12 protein-coding genes and 1 tRNA gene are annotated in these 16,684 nt (G+C 69.3%); 4 read left to right on the top strand and 9 right to left on the bottom strand.

Features of this window, described 5'->3' with window-relative positions; translation table 11 throughout:
• Positions 1-24: 24 nt before the first annotated feature.
• Positions 25-96 (bottom strand) — tRNA-Cys (locus tag ON30_RS05875).
• A gap of 126 nt (positions 97-222) precedes the next feature.
• Here ON30_RS05875 and ON30_RS05870 point away from each other — a divergent pair.
• Both ON30_RS05870 and ON30_RS05865 read left to right on the top strand, forming a co-directional pair.
• Complete coding sequence (locus ON30_RS05870; protein ID WP_051028977.1) at positions 223-825, top strand: MarR family winged helix-turn-helix transcriptional regulator; 603 nt, start codon at positions 223-225, stop codon at positions 823-825.
• A 75-nt stretch (positions 826-900) separates the two neighbouring features.
• Positions 901-1,959: an Hsp70 family protein gene (locus tag ON30_RS05865; protein WP_040704774.1), complete on the top strand. Its 1,059-nt coding sequence runs from the start codon at positions 901-903 to the stop codon at positions 1,957-1,959.
• Position 1,960: 1 nt separating this feature from the next.
• Here the strand turns inward: ON30_RS05865 and ON30_RS05860 are convergent, their stop codons facing one another.
• The 5 genes from ON30_RS05860 to ON30_RS05840 are packed head-to-tail and all read right to left on the bottom strand — an operon-like array spanning position 1,961 to position 7,346.
• Entirely contained in the window at positions 1,961-2,737 is a 777-nt protein-coding gene (locus tag ON30_RS05860) for an enoyl-CoA hydratase (protein ID WP_040704773.1), read from the bottom strand.
• Positions 2,734-3,633, bottom strand: coding sequence for a 3-hydroxyisobutyrate dehydrogenase (gene mmsB, locus ON30_RS05855; RefSeq protein WP_040704772.1), 900 nt, complete (start codon positions 3,631-3,633; stop codon positions 2,734-2,736). Before mmsB ends, ON30_RS05860 begins: the two co-directional genes overlap by 4 nt.
• Positions 3,630-4,706 (bottom strand): enoyl-CoA hydratase/isomerase family protein, encoded by a 1,077-nt coding sequence (locus ON30_RS05850; protein ID WP_040704804.1) that lies wholly within the window; start codon positions 4,704-4,706, stop codon positions 3,630-3,632. The genes mmsB and ON30_RS05850 overlap by 4 nt, the downstream gene beginning before the upstream one ends.
• The gene (locus ON30_RS05845) at positions 4,703-5,842 is read right to left on the bottom strand and encodes an acyl-CoA dehydrogenase family protein (protein ID WP_040704771.1); all 1,140 of its coding nucleotides are present in this window, start codon (positions 5,840-5,842) and stop codon (positions 4,703-4,705) included. Before ON30_RS05845 ends, ON30_RS05850 begins: the two co-directional genes overlap by 4 nt.
• Positions 5,843-5,846: 4 nt before the next feature.
• Positions 5,847-7,346: a CoA-acylating methylmalonate-semialdehyde dehydrogenase gene (locus tag ON30_RS05840; RefSeq protein ID WP_040704770.1), complete on the bottom strand. Its 1,500-nt coding sequence runs from the start codon at positions 7,344-7,346 to the stop codon at positions 5,847-5,849.
• 298 nt (positions 7,347-7,644) lie between these two features.
• Here ON30_RS05840 and icmF point away from each other — a divergent pair, with 298 nt between their 5' ends.
• Together icmF and ON30_RS05830 are read left to right on the top strand one after the other, a co-directional pair.
• Positions 7,645-10,863: a fused isobutyryl-CoA mutase/GTPase IcmF gene (icmF, locus tag ON30_RS05835; protein ID WP_040704769.1), complete on the top strand. Its 3,219-nt coding sequence runs from the start codon at positions 7,645-7,647 to the stop codon at positions 10,861-10,863.
• Positions 10,864-11,005: 142 nt separating this feature from the next.
• Positions 11,006-12,511, top strand: a complete 1,506-nt coding sequence (locus ON30_RS05830; RefSeq protein ID WP_040704768.1) for a flavin-containing monooxygenase — start codon at positions 11,006-11,008, stop codon at positions 12,509-12,511.
• Here ON30_RS05830 and ON30_RS05825 read toward each other — a convergent pair.
• The 3 genes from ON30_RS05825 to ON30_RS05815 all read right to left on the bottom strand — a co-directional run.
• Entirely contained in the window at positions 12,490-13,281 is a 792-nt protein-coding gene (locus tag ON30_RS05825; protein ID WP_040704767.1) for a helical backbone metal receptor, read from the bottom strand. The two genes, ON30_RS05830 and ON30_RS05825, sit on opposite strands and share 22 nt — an antisense overlap.
• Positions 13,282-14,179: 898 nt before the next feature.
• A complete protein-coding gene (locus tag ON30_RS05820; RefSeq protein ID WP_040704766.1) occupies positions 14,180-14,923 on the bottom strand; it encodes an SWIM zinc finger family protein in 744 nt (247 codons plus the stop codon).
• The coding region (locus ON30_RS05815; protein ID WP_040704765.1) for a DEAD/DEAH box helicase at positions 14,920-16,684 on the bottom strand (1,765 nt) is incomplete at its 5' end. The genes ON30_RS05820 and ON30_RS05815, both read right to left, overlap by 4 nt.

The raw sequence follows: 16,684 nt of genomic DNA, 5'->3' as shown, positions 1-16,684 counted from the left end.
GGACAGCGCACCCTGCTGCCTTCGAGCGAGCGGCGGGAATCGAACCCGCGTGAACGGCTTTGCAGACCGTTGCCTCAACCACTCAGCCACGCCCGCCTCGCCATCGAGGATGCCGTGTCGGGGTGTGGGCTGCCAGGCTTGGATTCAGGGTGATCGCAATGGGCACCCTCGGGTGCGCGATGCTGCGACGCTCGGCGGTTCCGGCATGGAATGATCGGGTTCATGTCTCGGCCACGTCCGCTTCCGCTCGATCCGATCGAGGAGGCCCACCGTCAGTGGGTCGGCCACGGGTGGGGCGAGGTCGCGGACGGGATGGCCGCGGTGACTTCGCTGGTGCGGGCGCAGCAGATCGTGATGGCGCGCGTGGACGAGGCGCTCAAACCGACGGGGTTGACCTTCTCGCGCTACGAACTGTTGATGCTGCTGGGATTCAGCAAGACGGGCGCGCTGCCGATGGCCAAGGCCAGCGCCCGCTTGCAGGTGCATCCGACCAGTGTCACCAACACGGTGGACAGGTTGGAGGCGGCGGGGTTGGTGACGCGGGTGCCGCATCCCAGCGACCGCAGGGCCACGCTCATCGAGATCACCGACGCGGGGCGGGAATTGGTGGCCAGGGCGACCGAGGAGTTGAACGCGAAGGTGTTCGCGCTGCCGGGTCTGCCGCCGGATCGCCTGCACACCTTGCTGCAATTGCTCTCGGAGTTCCGCCAAGCCGCGGGCGACTTCGACACCGGCGAGGGGTCCGCGGTGTGGTCGGCGACCGGCCCGAGCACCCGGCAACCCGACCGGTCCGTCCATCGAGCTGCCGAATCGGACAACTCCTGACCATCCGGCATCCGGCGAGCGAATTGCCGGAGTCGATGTCTTGGCAGCGCGCCGGAAAGGGTCCACCATAGAGCCATGGTGCTGGTCCTCGGGGTGTCGGCGGGCGCGGGCGGCGCACGCGCGGTCCTCACCCATTCCGATCAACCGCACCTGCCCCCGATCGAGCGATGCCATGTGCCGCGCCGGGCGGGCGGCGGCGTCGAGGAGGCCGTGCTCACCGCGATCCGGCGGATGCGCCGTTCGGCGGACCGGCGCGACGAGGTGATCAGCGGCGCCGCCGTCACCTGCCGCAGCGCCACGCACGCCGAACGGGTGCGCGAGATCGCCGAGGAGGAACCGGTGATCATCGTCGACGAACCGTTGGCGCAGTTGCGCTATCTGCGTTTCACCGGGCAACTGCCGGACTCCGGGTCGGTCCTCCTCTACGACCTGGGCGCGTCGGGGCTGACCCTCACCCACGTCGACTGCCGCACCGACGCGGTGCTGGCGGCCAAGCACACCACCGTCGTCGGCGGTGACGGCTACGACGCCCTGTTGCGCTGGCGACTGTCCCGCGGCGGCATCCGCACCGACACCGCGACGAGCAGACGGCATCGGGAAGCTTTGTCGAGCGCGCGCGTGGTCACCGCGACGGACGCGACCTCCGGCCACCGGGCGGTGATCACCCACAGCGACCTGGCGGAACTGTGCACCGACGGCATCCACCACACGGCGGCGTTCGTGCGGCGCCTGCTGGCCGACAGCGCGGTCCGTCCGGAGGCGCTGGTGCTGCTCGGCGGGTGCGCGCGCAGCCCGATCGTGCGCGAGGAACTGGCCGACCTGATCGATCTGCCGGTGGTCTACGACCCGGAACCGGAATACGTCTCCGCGCGCGGCGCGGTGCTGGTGGCCGCCGACCGCCACGGCGAGATCAGGGTGAGCGGACTGCCGCGCGGCGGTGCGGTCGCGGCGCCGCGCTCGACGCCGCCGGTGGGCAGGCGCAAAGTGATCGCGGCGGTCGCGGTGACCCTCACCCTCGGCGCGACGATCGCCGGATTGCTTGCGATGGAACGGAATTCGGCGCGGGCCCCGGAAGGGGGCACCGCGCCGACCCATGTCGAGACGGGATTACCGCCGCACCTGTCGCACAACTAGTTCAGCGGTTGCCGAACTTCGCCTCGCGCTTCTCCACGAACGCCGCCATGCCTTCCTTCTGATCCTCGATCGCGAACAGCGAGTGGAAGACCCGCCGCTCGAAACGCAGACCCTCGGCCAGCGTGGTCTCGAAGGACCGGTTGACCGACTCCTTGGCGATCATCGCGACCGGCAGGGACATCCCGGCGATGGTGGTGGCCACCTCGAGGGCGGTGTCGAGCAACTCGGCGGCGGGCACCACGCGCGAGACCAGGCCGGCCCGCTCGGCTTCCTCGACGTCCATGTTGCGTCCGGTCAGCACCAGATCCATGGCCTTGGCCTTGCCGATGGCGCGGGTCAGCCGCTGCGAGCCGCCGATGCCGGGGATGACGCCGAGTTTGATCTCCGGCTGCCCGAATTTCGCGGTGTCGGCGGCGATCAGGATGTCGCAGATCATCGCGAGTTCGCAGCCGCCGCCGAGCGCGTAACCGGCGACCGCGGCGATGGTGGGCTTGCGGAAGTTCGCCAGCCGGTCCCAGCGGGCGAAGTAGTCGTCCAGGAACATGTCCATGTAGGACTTGGGCTGCATCTCCTTGATGTCCGCGCCCGCCGCGAAGGCCCGCTCGGAACCGGTGATGACGACCGCGCCGATCTCCGTGTCGGCCTCGAGTTCGTCGAGCGCCGCGATGATGTCGTCGAGAACCTGGGCGTTGAGCGCGTTGAGCGCCTTGGGACGGTTCAGCGTGATCCAGCCGACCCGGCCTTTGCGCTCGAGCAGAATCGTCTCGAAGTCGGTCACTGGGCACCCTCTCGCGTGGAACGGTTGCGTACGTCGGTGACGATAGCCGAGAAGTCCCGACCGGCATTGTCCTGGTTGAACCGGGTGTAGATCTCGGCGGCGAGCGCGCCGAGCGCCCCGTCCACGCCGTTGTCGCGCAGGGCGTTGGCGGCCAGTCCGAGGTCCTTGGTCATCAGGGCGGTGGCGAAACCGGGCTGGTAGTCGTTGTTGGCCGGGCTGGTCGGCACCGGTCCGGGGACCGGACAGTAGCTGGTCAGCGCCCAACTCTGACCCGAGGCGGTGGAGACCACGTCGAAGAAGGACTGGTGGCTCAGCCCCAGCTTCTCGCCGAGCACCAGCGCCTCCGACAGCGCGACCATGGACACGCCGAGCAGCATGTTGTTGCAGATCTTGGCGGCTTGGCCGACGCCCGCGCCGCCGCAGTGCACGACCTTGCCGCCCATCACCTCGAGCACGGCCAGTCCCGCGGCGAAATCGGCGGCCTCGCCGCCGACCATGAAGGTCAGCGTGCCGGCCGCCGCGCCGGCGACACCGCCGGAGACCGGCGCGTCCAGGGCGCGGTGCCCGGCGGCGGTCGCCAGGTCGGCGGCGGCCTTGGCGTCGGCGACGTCGATGGTCGAGCAGTCGATGAACAGCGTGCCCGGGTTCGCGGCGGGCAGCAGGTCGGCGTAGACGTCGAGCACCAGTTTGCCGTTGGGCAGCATGGTGATGACCACGTCGCGTCCGGTCGCGGCCGCGGCGGCGGTGTCGACCACCGTCGCGCCGTCTTCGCGGGCCTTGTCCCGGGCGGCGGGCGCCGGGTCGAAGGCGGCCACGTCGTAGCCCGCCTTCACGAGGTTGGCCGCCATCGGGCCGCCCATGTGGCCGAGGCCGAGGAATCCGATCTTCTCCGTCACCGCTGTCCTTCCAAACCCAGTTCCTTGTCGCCCAATTCGGCGAAGTACGCCTCGACCCGCGCGTCGGTGACCTCGGCCAATGTGGCCGGATCCCACTTCGGCTGCCGGTCCTTGTCGATGACCTGCGCGCGGATGCCCTCGACCAGGTCGTGGGAGGCCAAGGAGGCCACCGAGACCCGGTATTCCTCGTTCAACACGGCCTCAAGCGTCGGCAGGGCGCGGGCGGCGCGCAGCGAACGCAACGTGACCTTCAGCGCCACCGGCGATTTCGCGAGGATTTCACCCGCCGCGCTCGCGGCTTCGGGCGAACCCTCGGCCTGCAACCGCGCCACGATCTCCTCGACGGTGTCCGCGCCGTAGGCGGCGTCGATCCAGCCCCGCTGCGCGGCCAGCGTCGACTCCGGCGTCTCGGCGGCGAATTTCGCGATCGCGATGTCGGCCGTCTCGGTGCGCAGCGTCTCCAGCAGGGCCGCCAGATCCTCCGAACGCACGTAGTAGTCGGCGAAACCGGCCGCGATCGCGTCACCCGCGTTCATCCGCGCGGTGGTCAGCGCGACGTGCGTACCGATCTCGCCCGGCGCGCGCGAGAGCAGGTAGGTGCCGCCCACGTCGGGGATGAAGCCGATGCCGACCTCGGGCATGCCGATCTTGGACCGCTCGGTGACGATGCGGTGGCTGCCGTGCCCGGACAGCCCGACGCCGCCGCCCATCACGATGCCGTCCATGACGACCACGTACGGCTTGGGATAAGCGCCGATCAGCGCGTTGAGAATGTATTCGTCACGCCAGAACCGCCCGGTCGGCGACTCGGCGGCCGCCTGCTCCGCACGCCCCTGCGACTCTTTCGCGTCGGCGTGGATGGCGACGATGTCGCCGCCCGCGCACAGACCGCGCTCACCCGCGCCGGTGAGCACCACCGTGCGGATGGACTCGTCCTCGGCCCATTCGCGCAGCGCGCGCGTGATCTCCAGGGCCATCGCGTGATTGAGCGCGTTGATGGCCTTGGGTCGATTCAGCGTGATCAGGCCGAGCCCGTCGCGCGTCTCGATCAGGACTTCCGGTTCACTCACTATGCCGCTCCTACCACCGAGCGGGCGACAACCACCCGCATGATCTCGTTGGTGCCTTCGAGGATCTGGTGCACACGCAGATCCCGGACGATCTTCTCCAGGCCGTATTCGGCCAGATAGCCGTAGCCGCCATGCAATTGCAGCGCCTTGTTCGCCACCTCGAAACCGGCGTCGGTCGCGAAGCGTTTGGCCATCGCGCACAATTCGACCTTGTCGGGTGCGTCCGCGTCCAACGCGGCGGCCGCGCGCCACAGCAGGGTGCGCGCCGCCTCCAATTCGGTGCGCATGTCGGCCAACTCGAATTGCAGCGCCTGATTGCGCACCAGCGGCGCGCCGAAAGCCTGCCGCTCGCTCAGATACGGCACGGTCTTGTCCAGCGCCGCCTGCGCGCCGCCGATCGAACAGGCCGCGATGTTGAGCCTGCCGCCGTTGAGGCCGTTCATGGCGATACGGAAGCCGTCGCCTTCCGCGCCGAGACGGTTGGCGGCGGGCACCCGCGCGTCCTCCAGGATGACCTGGCGGGTCGGCTGGGCGTTCCACCCCATCTTCTTCTCGTTCGGCCCCACCGACAGCCCCGGGGTGTCGGCGGGGACGATGAACGCCGAGATGCCGCGCGCGCCGTTGTCGGCGGTGCGCACCATCATCACGTAGACGTCGTTGGCCCCGGCTCCGGAGATGAACTGTTTGGCTCCGTTGAGGACGTAGTCGTCACCGTCGCGCACGGCCTTGGTGCTCAGCGCCGCCGCGTCCGAGCCGACGCCGGGTTCGGTCAGCGCGTAGCTGGCCAACTGCTCCATCGAGGTGAGGCCGGGCAGCCAGTGGGCGCGCTGCTCGTCGTCGCCGTAGCTGTCGATCATCCACGTCGCCATGTTGTGGATGGAGATGTAGGCGGCGATGGCCGGGCACCCGGTGGCCAACTGCTCGAAGATGCGGACCGCGTCGAGCCTGCGCAGGCCCGAACCGCCGAGATCCTCGCGCACGTAGATGCCGCCGAGCCCCAGCGGGCCCGCCTTGCGCAGCACGTCGACCGGAAAGTGTTTGTGCTCGTCCCATTCCAGCGCGTTCGGCGCGAGGAATTCGTCGGCGAAGCCGCGCGCGGTGTCGCGGATCGCTCTCTCGTCTTCGTCCAACTCGAACATTTTCTCAGTCCATGGTGGGGATGACGAAAGCGTTGGACTCTTTGGCACCCGCGGGCCAACGCTGAGTGACGGTCTTGGTCTTGGTGTAGAAGCGGATCGAATCCGGGCCGTGCTGATTGAGGTCGCCGAAGCCGGAGCGCTTCCAGCCGCCGAAGGTGTAGTAGGCGATCGGCACCGGGATCGGAACGTTGATGCCGACCATGCCGACCTGCACGCGCGCCGCGAAATCGCGGGCGGTGTCGCCGTCGCGGGTGAAGATGGCCACGCCGTTGCCGTATTCGTGTTCGTTGGCCAGGCGCAGACCTTCTTCGTAGGTCGCGGCGCGCACGATGGTGAGCACCGGTCCGAAGATCTCCTCCTTGTAGATGCGCATCTCGGGGCTGACCTTGTCGAACAGGCTCGCGCCGACGAAGTAGCCGTCCTCGGCGCCCTCGACGGTCAGGCCGCGGCCGTCGATGACCAGTTCCGCGCCCTCGTCGATGCCGATCTGGACGTAGTTGTTCACCCGGTCCACGCCGTCCTTGCCGACCAGCGGGCCGAAGTCCGCGCCCGGATCGTCGGAGCGGCCGACGTTGAGCTTGTGCACCCGCTCGGTCAGCTTGGCCAGCAGGCGGTCGGCGGTCTCCTCGCCGACGGGCACCGCGACCGAGATGGCCATGCAGCGCTCGCCCGCCGAACCGTAGCCCGCGCCGATCAACTGGTCGGCGACGTCGTCGAGGTCGGCGTCGGGCATGACGATGGCGTGGTTCTTCGCCCCGCCGAAGCACTGGGCGCGCTTGCCGTTGGCGGTGGCGGTCTCGTAGATGTACTGCGCGATCGGGGTGGAGCCGACGAAGCCGACGGCCTTGATCCGGGGGTCGTGCAGCAGGGTGTCCACGGCTTCCTTGTCGCCGTTGACGACGTTGAACACGCCCGGGGGCAGGCCGGCCTCGAGGAACAACTCGGCCAGGCGCAGCGGCACCGAGGGGTCGCGCTCGGAGGGCTTGAGGACGAAGGCGTTGCCGGTGGCCAGGGCCGGACCGGCCTTCCACAGCGGGATCATCGCCGGGAAGTTGAACGGGGTGATGCCCGCGACGACGCCGAGCGGTTGCCGCATCGAGTACACGTCGATGCCGGTGCCCGCGCTCTCGGTGTACTCGCCCTTGAGCAGGTGCGGGATGCCGGTGGCGAATTCGATGACCTCGAGGCCGCGCTGGATGTCGCCCTTGGCGTCGGCGATGGTCTTGCCGTGTTCGGCCGAGAGCAGCGCCGCCAGCGAATCGATCTCGTCCTGCACCAGGGTCAGGAACTTCATCAGCACGCGGGCCCGCTTCTGCGGGTTGAACGCGGCCCAGATCGGCTGGGCGGCCTCGGCGTTCGCGATGACGGCTTCGACCTCGGCCTTGCTCGCCAGCGGCACGCGGGCCTGGACCTGTCCGATATTGGGGTCGTAGACGTCGCCGAAGTTCCCCGAGGTGCCGGGGACGTGCTGTCCACCGATGAAGTGCGTGAGTTCGCGAACCATGGCAGTCCTGTCTTGGTAGTCGACGCCGCGCGGGGCGCGATCGGCGGTCCTCTCCGGGCAGCACCCGAGCCGATCACCGGTCATCCTATAGTTGGATGTCCAAGTAAATACCGCCCGGTCCCGCTTTGTGATCTATCACACCGGAAGACCCGCGCCCGGGACATCCGCACCGGTCGACCACTCGCCGCTTCGGACATCCGCCAATCGGCCCGTCCGGGCAGCGCTGTGACGCCCATCACCGTAGACTTCGTTTGACGTCCTAGTATCGGACGACTGACGGAATTGCCGGAGGTATCCCATGGCCGACGACCTCGCGTTGCACACCCCCACCCACCCGGTCCGCTTCGTGACCTCCGCCGCGCTGTTCGACGGCCACGACGCCGCGATCAACATCATGCGCCGCATCCTGCAAGCCCAAGGCGCCGAAGTGATCCACCTCGGCCACAACCGCTCGGTCGACGAAGTCGTCGACGCGGTGCTCACCGAGGACGTACAGGGCGTCGCGGTCAGCTCCTACCAGGGCGGCCACGTCGAATACTTCGAATATCTCGCGCAGGCGCTACAGGCCGCGGGCGCGCGGCAGGTCCGGATCTTCGGCGGGGGCGGCGGCGTGATCGTCCCCGAGGAGATCACCCGCCTGGCCGCCGCCGGGGTGACGATCTTCTCCCCCGAGGACGGTCAGCGCCTGGGCCTGCCCGGCATGATCAACCGCCTGATCCGCGACTGCGACGTCGACCTGGCGGCCGAACCGCCCGCGATCGACGCCGTCCTGGCCGGTGAACGCGCCGCCCTGGCCCGCGCCATCACCTGTCTGCAAGCGGGCGCCCTGCCCGAGGCCGACCGGCAGGCGATCACCGCCGCGGCGGCCGCGCGCACCGTGCCGGTCCTGGGCATCACCGGCACCGGCGGGTCCGGGAAGTCCTCGCTCACCGACGAACTCGTGCGCCGACTGCGCTCGGACCAGCAGGACAAACTGCGTGTTGCGGTACTGGCCGTCGACCCCACGCGCAGGCGCGGCGGCGGCGCACTGCTCGGCGACCGCATCCGGATGAACGCCCTCGACGGCGATCACATCTTCTTCCGCTCGCTGGCCACCCGCGGCGGACACGAACTGCCCCACGACATCGACACCGTCGTGCTGGCCTGCAAGGCCGCGGGCTACGACCTGGTCGTCCTGGAGACACCCGGCATCGGCCAAGGCGACGCGGCCGTCGTCGACCACGTCGACCTGTCGATGTATGTCATGACACCGGAATTCGGCGCGGCCTCCCAACTCGAGAAGATCGACATGCTCGACTTCGCCGACGTGGTCGCGATCAACAAGTTCGAGCGGCGCGGCGGGGCGGACGCGCTGCGCGACGTCTCGCGGCAGTTGATCCGCAACCGCGAAGCGTTCGGGGCCGCCCCCGAGGACATGCCCGTCTACGGCACCAGCGCCGCGACCTTCAACGACGACGGCGTCACCGCCCTCTACCAGCATCTGATCGGACGGCTCGGCGAACTCGGATTGCCGCTGGAAACCGGTGCGCTGCCACGGGTCTCGACCAGGGCCTCCACCCGCTTCGCGCAGATCATCCCGCCCACCCGGGTCCGCTACCTGGCCGAGATCGCCGAAACGGTGCGCGGCTACCACGCGCACACCGCGCGGCAGGTCGCGGCGGCCCAGCGCGTGCAGCGACTGGAACTGGTCGCGGCGGAACTGCCCGAGGTCGAGGCCGTGGCCGCCGCGCTCACCGAGGCGCGGGCCGATCTCGACCCCGAGTCCGCCGCGCTGCTTCGGCAGTGGCCGGACCTGGCGGCGGCCTACCGCGGCGAGGAGCACGTGGTCCGGGTGCGCGACAAGCAGATCCGCACGGCGCTGCGCCGCGAGACCCTCTCGGGTCTGTCGATCCCGCGGGTCGCGCTGCCGCGCGTCACCGATCACGGTGAACTGCTGCGATTCCTGCGGGCCGAACATCTGCCGGGCCATTTCCCGTTCACCGGGGGCGTGTTCCCGTTCAAACGCGACAACGAGGACCCGGCGCGCATGTTCGCGGGCGAGGGCGACCCGTTCCGCACCAACCGGCGATTCAAGGTGCTCAGCGAGCATGCCGAAGCGAAAAGGCTGTCCACCGCGTTCGATTCGGTGACCCTCTACGGCCACGACCCCGACGAACGGCCCGACATCTACGGCAAGGTCGGCACCTCCGGCGTCTCGGTGGCCTCGCTCGCCGATATGGACGCGCTCTACGACGGATTCGACCTCACCGCGCCGAGCACCTCGGTCTCGATGACGATCAACGGACCCGCGCCGACCATCCTCGCCTATTTCCTCAACACCGCGATCGACCAGTCGCTGCGCCGGTTCCGCGACGCCGAGGGACGCGAACCCACCGAGGAAGAGGCCGCCGACCTGCGGGCGAGCACCTTGGCGACGGTGCGCGGCACGGTGCAGGCCGACATCCTCAAAGAGGACCAGGGGCAGAACACCTGCATCTTCTCCACCGAGTTCAGCCTGCGCATGATGGCCGACATCCAGGAATGGTTCGTGCGCAACGGCGTCCGCAATTTCTACTCGGTGTCGATCTCGGGGTATCACATCGCCGAGGCCGGGGCGAATCCGATCAGTCAGTTGGCGTTCACCCTCGCCAACGGATTCACCTACGTCGAGGCGTATCTCGCGCGCGGCATGGACATCGACGATTTCGCGCCGAACCTGTCGTTCTTCTTCTCCAACGGCATGGACCCCGAATACTCGGTGATCGGCCGGGTCGCGCGCCGAATCTGGGCGATCGCGATGCGCGACCGCTACGGGGCCAACGAACGCTCGCAGAAACTCAAGTACCACGTGCAGACCTCGGGACGGTCGCTGCACGCGCAGGAAATGAATTTCAACGACATCCGCACCACGTTGCAGGCGTTGATCGCGATCTACGACAACTGCAACAGCCTGCACACCAACGCCTTCGACGAAGCGGTCACCACACCCACCGAGGATTCGGTGCGGCGGGCACTGGCGATCCAGCTCATCATCAATCGCGAATGGGGCGTCGCGATGAACGAGAATCCCTTGCAGGGCAGTTATCTCGTCGACGAACTCACCGATCTGGTCGAGGAGGCCGTCCTGCTCGAATTCGAGCGGATCAGCGATCGCGGCGGCGTGCTCGGCGCGATGGAGACCGGCTATCAGCGCGGCCGCATCCAGGACGAGTCCATGCGCTACGAACAGCGCAAACACGACGGGACGTTACCGATCATCGGGGTCAACACCTTCCGCAACCCGCACGGCGAACCGCCGCACGAACTCGAACTCGCGCGCGGCACCGAAGCCGAGAAGCAGTCGCAGTTGACCCGGGTGCGCGCCTTCCGCGAGACCCATCGCGACGCCGCGCACGCCGCGCTGAGCGACCTCGAGGCCGTCGCCCGCACCGACGGCAACATCTTCGAGGTGCTCATGTCCGCGGCGCGGGTGTGCACGTTGCAGCAGGTCACCGACACCTTCTTCCGGGTGGGCGGGCAGTATCGCCGCAATGTCTGACCGCCGGGATGTTGACTGCGCTCGATGTCAGGAGTCTGATTGAGGGCAGGTGCGGTCAGTGGATGACCACCCGCGCCGAGGCGGCGGAGCAGCCGCCGACCGGACCGCGGGTGGTCCGGCGCGCGCAGCACGGGAGGCCGCGATGACCGACGGCGGAGTCGGACACGAGACGATCGCACACGAGATCGTGATCGTCGGAGCCGGATTCTCCGGAATCGGCGCGGCCATTAAACTGCGCGAAGCCGGCTTCGACGACTTCCTGATCGTCGACGAAGCCGACGGCGTCGGCGGCACCTGGCACTGGAACACCTATCCGGGCGTCGCCGTCGACATTCCCTCGTTCAGCTACCAGTTCTCCTTCGAACAGCGCGCCGACTGGTCGCGGGTGTACGCGCCGGGCCGCGAACTCAAGAGCTACGCCGAATACTGCGTGGACAAATACCGACTGCGCCCGCACATCCGATTCCGCACCACCGTCACCTCGGCCGAATTCGACGCCGACACCGACCGGTGGGTGCTGCACGGCGGTGACGGCGAACGGATCACCGCGCGCTACGTCATCAGCGCGACCGGCGTGCTGACCCGCCCCAAGGCGCCCGACATCCCGGGCGTCGAGGATTTCGCCGGCCTCACCATGCACACCTCGCGCTGGGACCACCGCCGCGACCTGGCGGGCAAGCGGGTCGCGATCATCGGCACCGGCGCGTCGGCGGTGCAGGTGATCCCCGAGATCGCGCCGAAAGTCGCCGACCTCACCGTCTTCCAGCGCACCCCGATCTGGTGCCTGCCCCGGCCCGACCTGCCGCTGCCGCCCCCGCTGCGCTGGGCGCTGCGCCTGCCCGGCGGACGCGAACTGACCCGACTGGTCAGCCAGACCTACGTCGAGGCGACCTTCCCCATCGCCGCGCACTACTACACCACCCTGCCGACCGCCGCCGTGGCCGAACGCCTCGGCTTCGCGCACCTGCGCCGCCAGGTCCGCGACCCGGAGATCCGCGCGAAACTCACCCCGCGCTACAGCCTCGGCTGCAAACGGCCCAGCTTCTCCAACGACTACCTCGCGACCTTCAACCGCGACAACGTCACCCTCGAGACCGACCCGATCGAGGCGATCACCCCGACCGGCGTACGCACCCGCTCGGGTCACGACTACCCCGTCGACGTCCTCGTCCTGGCCACCGGCTTCAAGGTGATGGAATCGGGCAACATGCCCACCTACGACCTGCGCGGCCTGAACGGGCGCGATCTCGAGACGTGGTGGGACGAGAACCGGATGCAGGCCTACGAAGGCGTCAGCGTGCCCGGATTCCCCAACTACTTCTCCGTCATCGGCCCCTACGGCTACAACGGGTCCTCGTATTTCGCGCTCATCGAGAACCAGGTCCGCCACATCCTGCGCTGCCTGCGGCACGCTCGCGACAACGGCGCGACCCGCGTCGAGATCACCGAGGCAGCCAACGACCGCTACTTCGCGGAGATGCTGTCCCGACGGGGCGGCCAGGTGTTCTGGCAGGAGGGCTGCGCCACCGCCAACAGCTACTACTTCGACAAACACGGCGACGTGCCGCTGCGGCCCACCACGACCGTCGAAGCCGCTTGGCGCAGTGGTCATTTCGACCTGGCGGACTACCGGTTCGCCGGGCGCTGAGCCGCGTCGAGACGGTCGAGCAGACGGGCCCGCGCGGTCACCAGGGACGGGCCGTACCAGGTCAGATCCCGGCCCGACACCAGCGCGACCGGAACGCCCGGAAACTTCTCGGGACCGTCGGAGCCGGTGAAGACATAGGGCTCGTCGGGCAGCACCGCCACCTCCACGCCCGCGGTCAACTCCGTCTCGGCCAGCGTCGGGTAGCGCTCGCCGCGATCGGCGTGCACCAGGCGCAGACCCAGGCGCGCGGCCAGATCACCGGTGAAGGTGTCCGCGCCGACCACCATCCACGGATCACGCCAGATCGGAATCACCGCCGACCTCGGCGGCGTCGGCGCGGGCTGCGCCCAGACCCGTTCCGCCTCGCCCAGCCAGTCCGGCCGCTCGACCCCCATGACCGCGGTGAACAGGCGCGTCAACGAGGTCAGCGCCTGCTCGACCGTGCGGATCTCGGTGACCCACACCGCGATACCGGCCGCGCGCAACCGATCCACGTCCAGTTTCCGGTTCTCCTCGCGATTGCACAGCACCACCTCGGGCGCGAGTTCCACGATCCGCCGGACATCCGGATTCTTCGTCCCGCGCACCCGCTCGACGGCCAACTCCGGCGGATGCGTGCACCACTCGGTGGCGCCGATCAATACTTCCGGGCAGGTCAGCGCCACCGATTCGGTCAACGACGGCACCAGCGACACCACCCGACGCACCCGCGCGGGCAACGGCACCCGCGCACCCAGGTCATCGCTCTCGACGCGCTCTGCGGAGCTCATACCGTCATCGTCCCCACCGCGACCCGCCGCCGCAAATACCCCGCTCGCCCCGTAATCCCCGAACGGAGAGATACGGAACGAGATCCCAAGGCCGGCGGAGTGGCAGCGCCCGGGCAGTACCGACACGCGGCCCCGACCCCCACACTGGGAACCAGCACCCGGCGCCGGGAGTCCCGGCCTCACGGACAGGTCCCGTCCCGAGCTCGTCCGACGGCCCGACCGGCCTCGATGCCGGGTGCTCACCAACTTCCCGGCGGTCGAGAGTTCTCCCGCCGGAGGGTGCGGAACGAGGCGAATCGCCTCCGCGCCGAACCGAACACTTCGAGGTAGCGCCCATCGCGAAGCTCCGGCCGCCCGGAACGGCAAGTGCCTCCGCCCGACATGGGGCACTGATCCGGTCCGACAAGGAGAGCTCGCAGGCGTCGAAGTGAAGACAGCCCTACGCGGTGCGGGCATCGGCTGATCCCGGAGCGGCGACTGTCGCCGTGCGGCGTAATCCTCCCAGCGATGGCGGATGGTGGTTCAGGCTTCGCGACGGCGAGCGGCATGCCGCCGAGCGGTCCGCCACAGCGGTCGTCCCGATCGGCCCGACAGCGATCCGCACCACCGCAGGGCGACAGTCCTGACCGGAAACCATTGGGCAGCGACAACAGCGCGCACCGCGGAACTGTCGATCGTCCTCGTGGGCGGGGTGGCAGTGGTCGGGCCGTGGCGAGGTGGCGGTTTCGGCAGTGACGGGACAGCGGTCGGGCGTTTCCGGTGCGCACCCGCTCACGGAGACTTGGAAGTGGCACCCGGCCGCGAGGAAGCTACCGATCCGCAGCGCCCGGGCGGACCTCCGCCCGCGACGTCCGGGAGGCGAGTCGGTTGCGCTGCCGGGTGCCCGCCCCGAAGTAATTCAGCGGCCCAGACGTTCGTAGAGGGCCCGCAATTCACGCAGGCCCGCCGCGGCGGTGGCCTCGTCCTCGGCGACCATGCGCAGCGCGGAGCGCACCTGGACCGGATCGAGATCCTCCAAGGCGGAACGGAACTGGCGCTTCGGCAGTTCGGGGAGGACGAGGCGGTCGCCGTAAGGGTCGTCGAACGCGGAGGGCGGTTGCTCGTTCTCCATGCCGCCTATGAGGGTGTCCAGGTCCAGGCCGCGCAGGCCGAGGATGTCGCGGGGGTGTTCGTCCAGGCGTTCGGCCAGCAGGTAACAGACGGCGACGGCGTGTTTGCACGGCCAGGCCGGATCGGGACAGGTGCAGCCGAAATCGAAGTCGGCGACCGTGGTGGGAAGCAGGCGCGGGCCGAGCGCGGGCGGGAGTTCGCCCGCGGCGATGTCGGCGAGCATGCCGGGTTCGGTGCGGATCGTGTCGATCAGCAGCGCCAGTTCCTCTTCGCGCAGCGGCCGGATCCGCAGCACCACCGCGAACGGCCGGGGCTGGCTGCCCTGCACCTCCGCGGTGACCTCGCCCGCCTCGATCCGGTAGCTGACCACCTGACCGGCCCGCGCGTAGCTGCGCCCCCGCGCCAAGCGCCCCGGCTCCGACACCCCTTCCACGGCGTCGACGAACGCGCGCCCCCACCAGGTCCGCGCGAAGCCGCCGCGCCTGCTGCGCGCGGACACCCCGCCCTCGACCGATCTGCGCCGCCCGGTCATTCGCCGACCGCCTCGGCGCCCAGGGTGAACAGTTGTCGCAGTTCCTCGGTGCCCAGTTCGGTGATCCAGTTCTCCCCGACGCCCACCGCGAGATCGGCCAGATGCCTCTTGCCATTGATCATCTCGTCGATCTTCTCCTCGATGGTGTCGACGCACACCAGTTTGCGGACCTGCACGTCACGCCGCTGACCGATACGGAACGCGCGGTCGGTGGCCTGGTTCTCCACCGCCGGATTCCACCAGCGATCCAGATGCAGTACGTGATTGGCGGCGGTGAGATTCAGCCCGGTCCCGCCCGCCTTGAGGGACAACAGCATCAGCGGCGAACCGCCGCCCGCCTGGAACCGGCCGACCATCGCGTCGCGCTGCTTCTGCGGCACGCCGCCGTGCAGGAACGGCACCGCCGCGCCGAACCGCTCGCTCAGGTACGGCACGAGCAGGTCGCCGAACTCGCGGAACTGGGTGAACAGCAGTGCGCGGTCCCCTTCGGCGAGCAGGGTGTCCAGGATGTCCTCGACCAGCGCGAGTTTCCCGGAGCGGTGTCTGCCCCGGCTGAGCAGCGCGGACCCGTCGCCGAGGAAATGCGCGGGATGGTTGCAGACCTGTTTGAGCCTGGTCAGCGCACCCAGGACCGCGCCGCGGCGCGCCATCCCCTTCGCGTCGCGCAGTTTGGCGACCATGTCGTCCACGACCGCCTGGTACAGCGCGGCCTGTTCGGCGGTGAGGTTCGCGCGCACGGTCATCTCGAGTTTGTCGGGCAGATCGGAGATGACCGCCGGGTCGGTCTTGACCCGCCGCAGCACGAACGGGCCGGTCAGCAGCCGGAGCCGGGAGATGGCGTTGGCGTCCTGCTCGCGCTCGATGGGCACGGCGAAACGCGCGCGGAAGGTGGGCGCGCTGCCGAGCAGACCCGGGGTGACCAGGTCGAGGATCGACCGCAGTTCCTCGAGCCGGTTCTCCACCGGTGTGCCCGTCAGCGCGAGGCGATGCCGGGCGGGGACGGTGCGGGCGGCCCGCGCCTGCCGGGTGCCCGCGTTCTTGAGGTGCTGAGCCTCGTCGAACACGACCCGTTCCCAGGACTGCCGACCGAGCCTGTCCACATCCCTGGCGAGCAGCGCGTAGGTGGTGACGAACAGATCCGCCTCGGCGACCGCCGCGTCGAATTCCGGGCCGTCGCGCCGACCGGGGCCGTGGTGCACCAGCACCCGCAGATCGGGGACGAACCGCTGCGCTTCGCGGAACCAGTTGCCGACCACCGACATCGGGCACACCAGCAGGGTCGGACCCGGCGTGCCGGATTCGCGTTCGTGCGCGAGCAGCGCCAGCACCTGCACCGTCTTGCCCAGGCCCATGTCGTCGGCGAGGATCGCGCCGCAGCCCAGGCGACTCATGGTGGTCAACCAGGACAACCCGCGCTCCTGATAGGGCCGAAGCTCCGCCTTCAGACCGGCGGGCGGGGCGACGGGGGCGGCCTCGTACTCGCCGTCGAGCAATTCTGCGGCCCAGCCCGTCGCGGTGACCTCGGTGACCGGCACGCCGTCGACCCGTTCCGCGGCGATACCGCCGAGCAGTTCGGCCAGCGTGATCGGCGTCGGATCGAGGTGGGCGGCCACATAGCGCGAGGCGGCGGCCAACACTTTGTGATCGGCCTGCACCCATTCCCCGCGCAACTGCACCAGGTCGGACTTCGACCGCATCAGCCGGGCCATCTCGGCTTCGGTGAGCACCAGGTCGCCCACGGCCAGTTCCCAGCGGAAAGCC

The sequence above is a fragment of the Nocardia takedensis NBRC 100417 genome (genome assembly GCF_000308695.1).
Classification (GTDB): Bacteria; Actinomycetota; Actinomycetes; order Mycobacteriales; family Mycobacteriaceae; genus Nocardia; species Nocardia takedensis.
Note: the sequence above shows the minus strand (reverse complement) of the source record. Positions and strands in the feature narration are given on the sequence as shown.

What these genes read in the sequence shown, in the direction of transcription:
- ON30_RS05870 (WP_051028977.1), top strand. Translation starts at nt 223, where the DNA reads ATGTCTCGGCCACGTCCGCTTCCGCTCGATCCGATCGAGGAGGCCCAC.
- ON30_RS05865 (WP_040704774.1), top strand. Translation starts at nt 901, where the DNA reads ATGGTGCTGGTCCTCGGGGTGTCGGCGGGCGCGGGCGGCGCACGCGCG.
- ON30_RS05845 (WP_040704771.1), bottom strand. Translation starts at nt 5,842, where the DNA reads ATGTTCGAGTTGGACGAAGACGAGAGAGCGATCCGCGACACCGCGCGC.
- ON30_RS05840 (WP_040704770.1), bottom strand. Translation starts at nt 7,346, where the DNA reads ATGGTTCGCGAACTCACGCACTTCATCGGTGGACAGCACGTCCCCGGC.
- icmF (WP_040704769.1), top strand. Translation starts at nt 7,645, where the DNA reads ATGGCCGACGACCTCGCGTTGCACACCCCCACCCACCCGGTCCGCTTC.
- ON30_RS05830 (WP_040704768.1), top strand. Translation starts at nt 11,006, where the DNA reads ATGACCGACGGCGGAGTCGGACACGAGACGATCGCACACGAGATCGTG.
- ON30_RS05825 (WP_040704767.1), bottom strand. Translation starts at nt 13,281, where the DNA reads ATGAGCTCCGCAGAGCGCGTCGAGAGCGATGACCTGGGTGCGCGGGTG.
- ON30_RS05820 (WP_040704766.1), bottom strand. Translation starts at nt 14,923, where the DNA reads ATGACCGGGCGGCGCAGATCGGTCGAGGGCGGGGTGTCCGCGCGCAGC.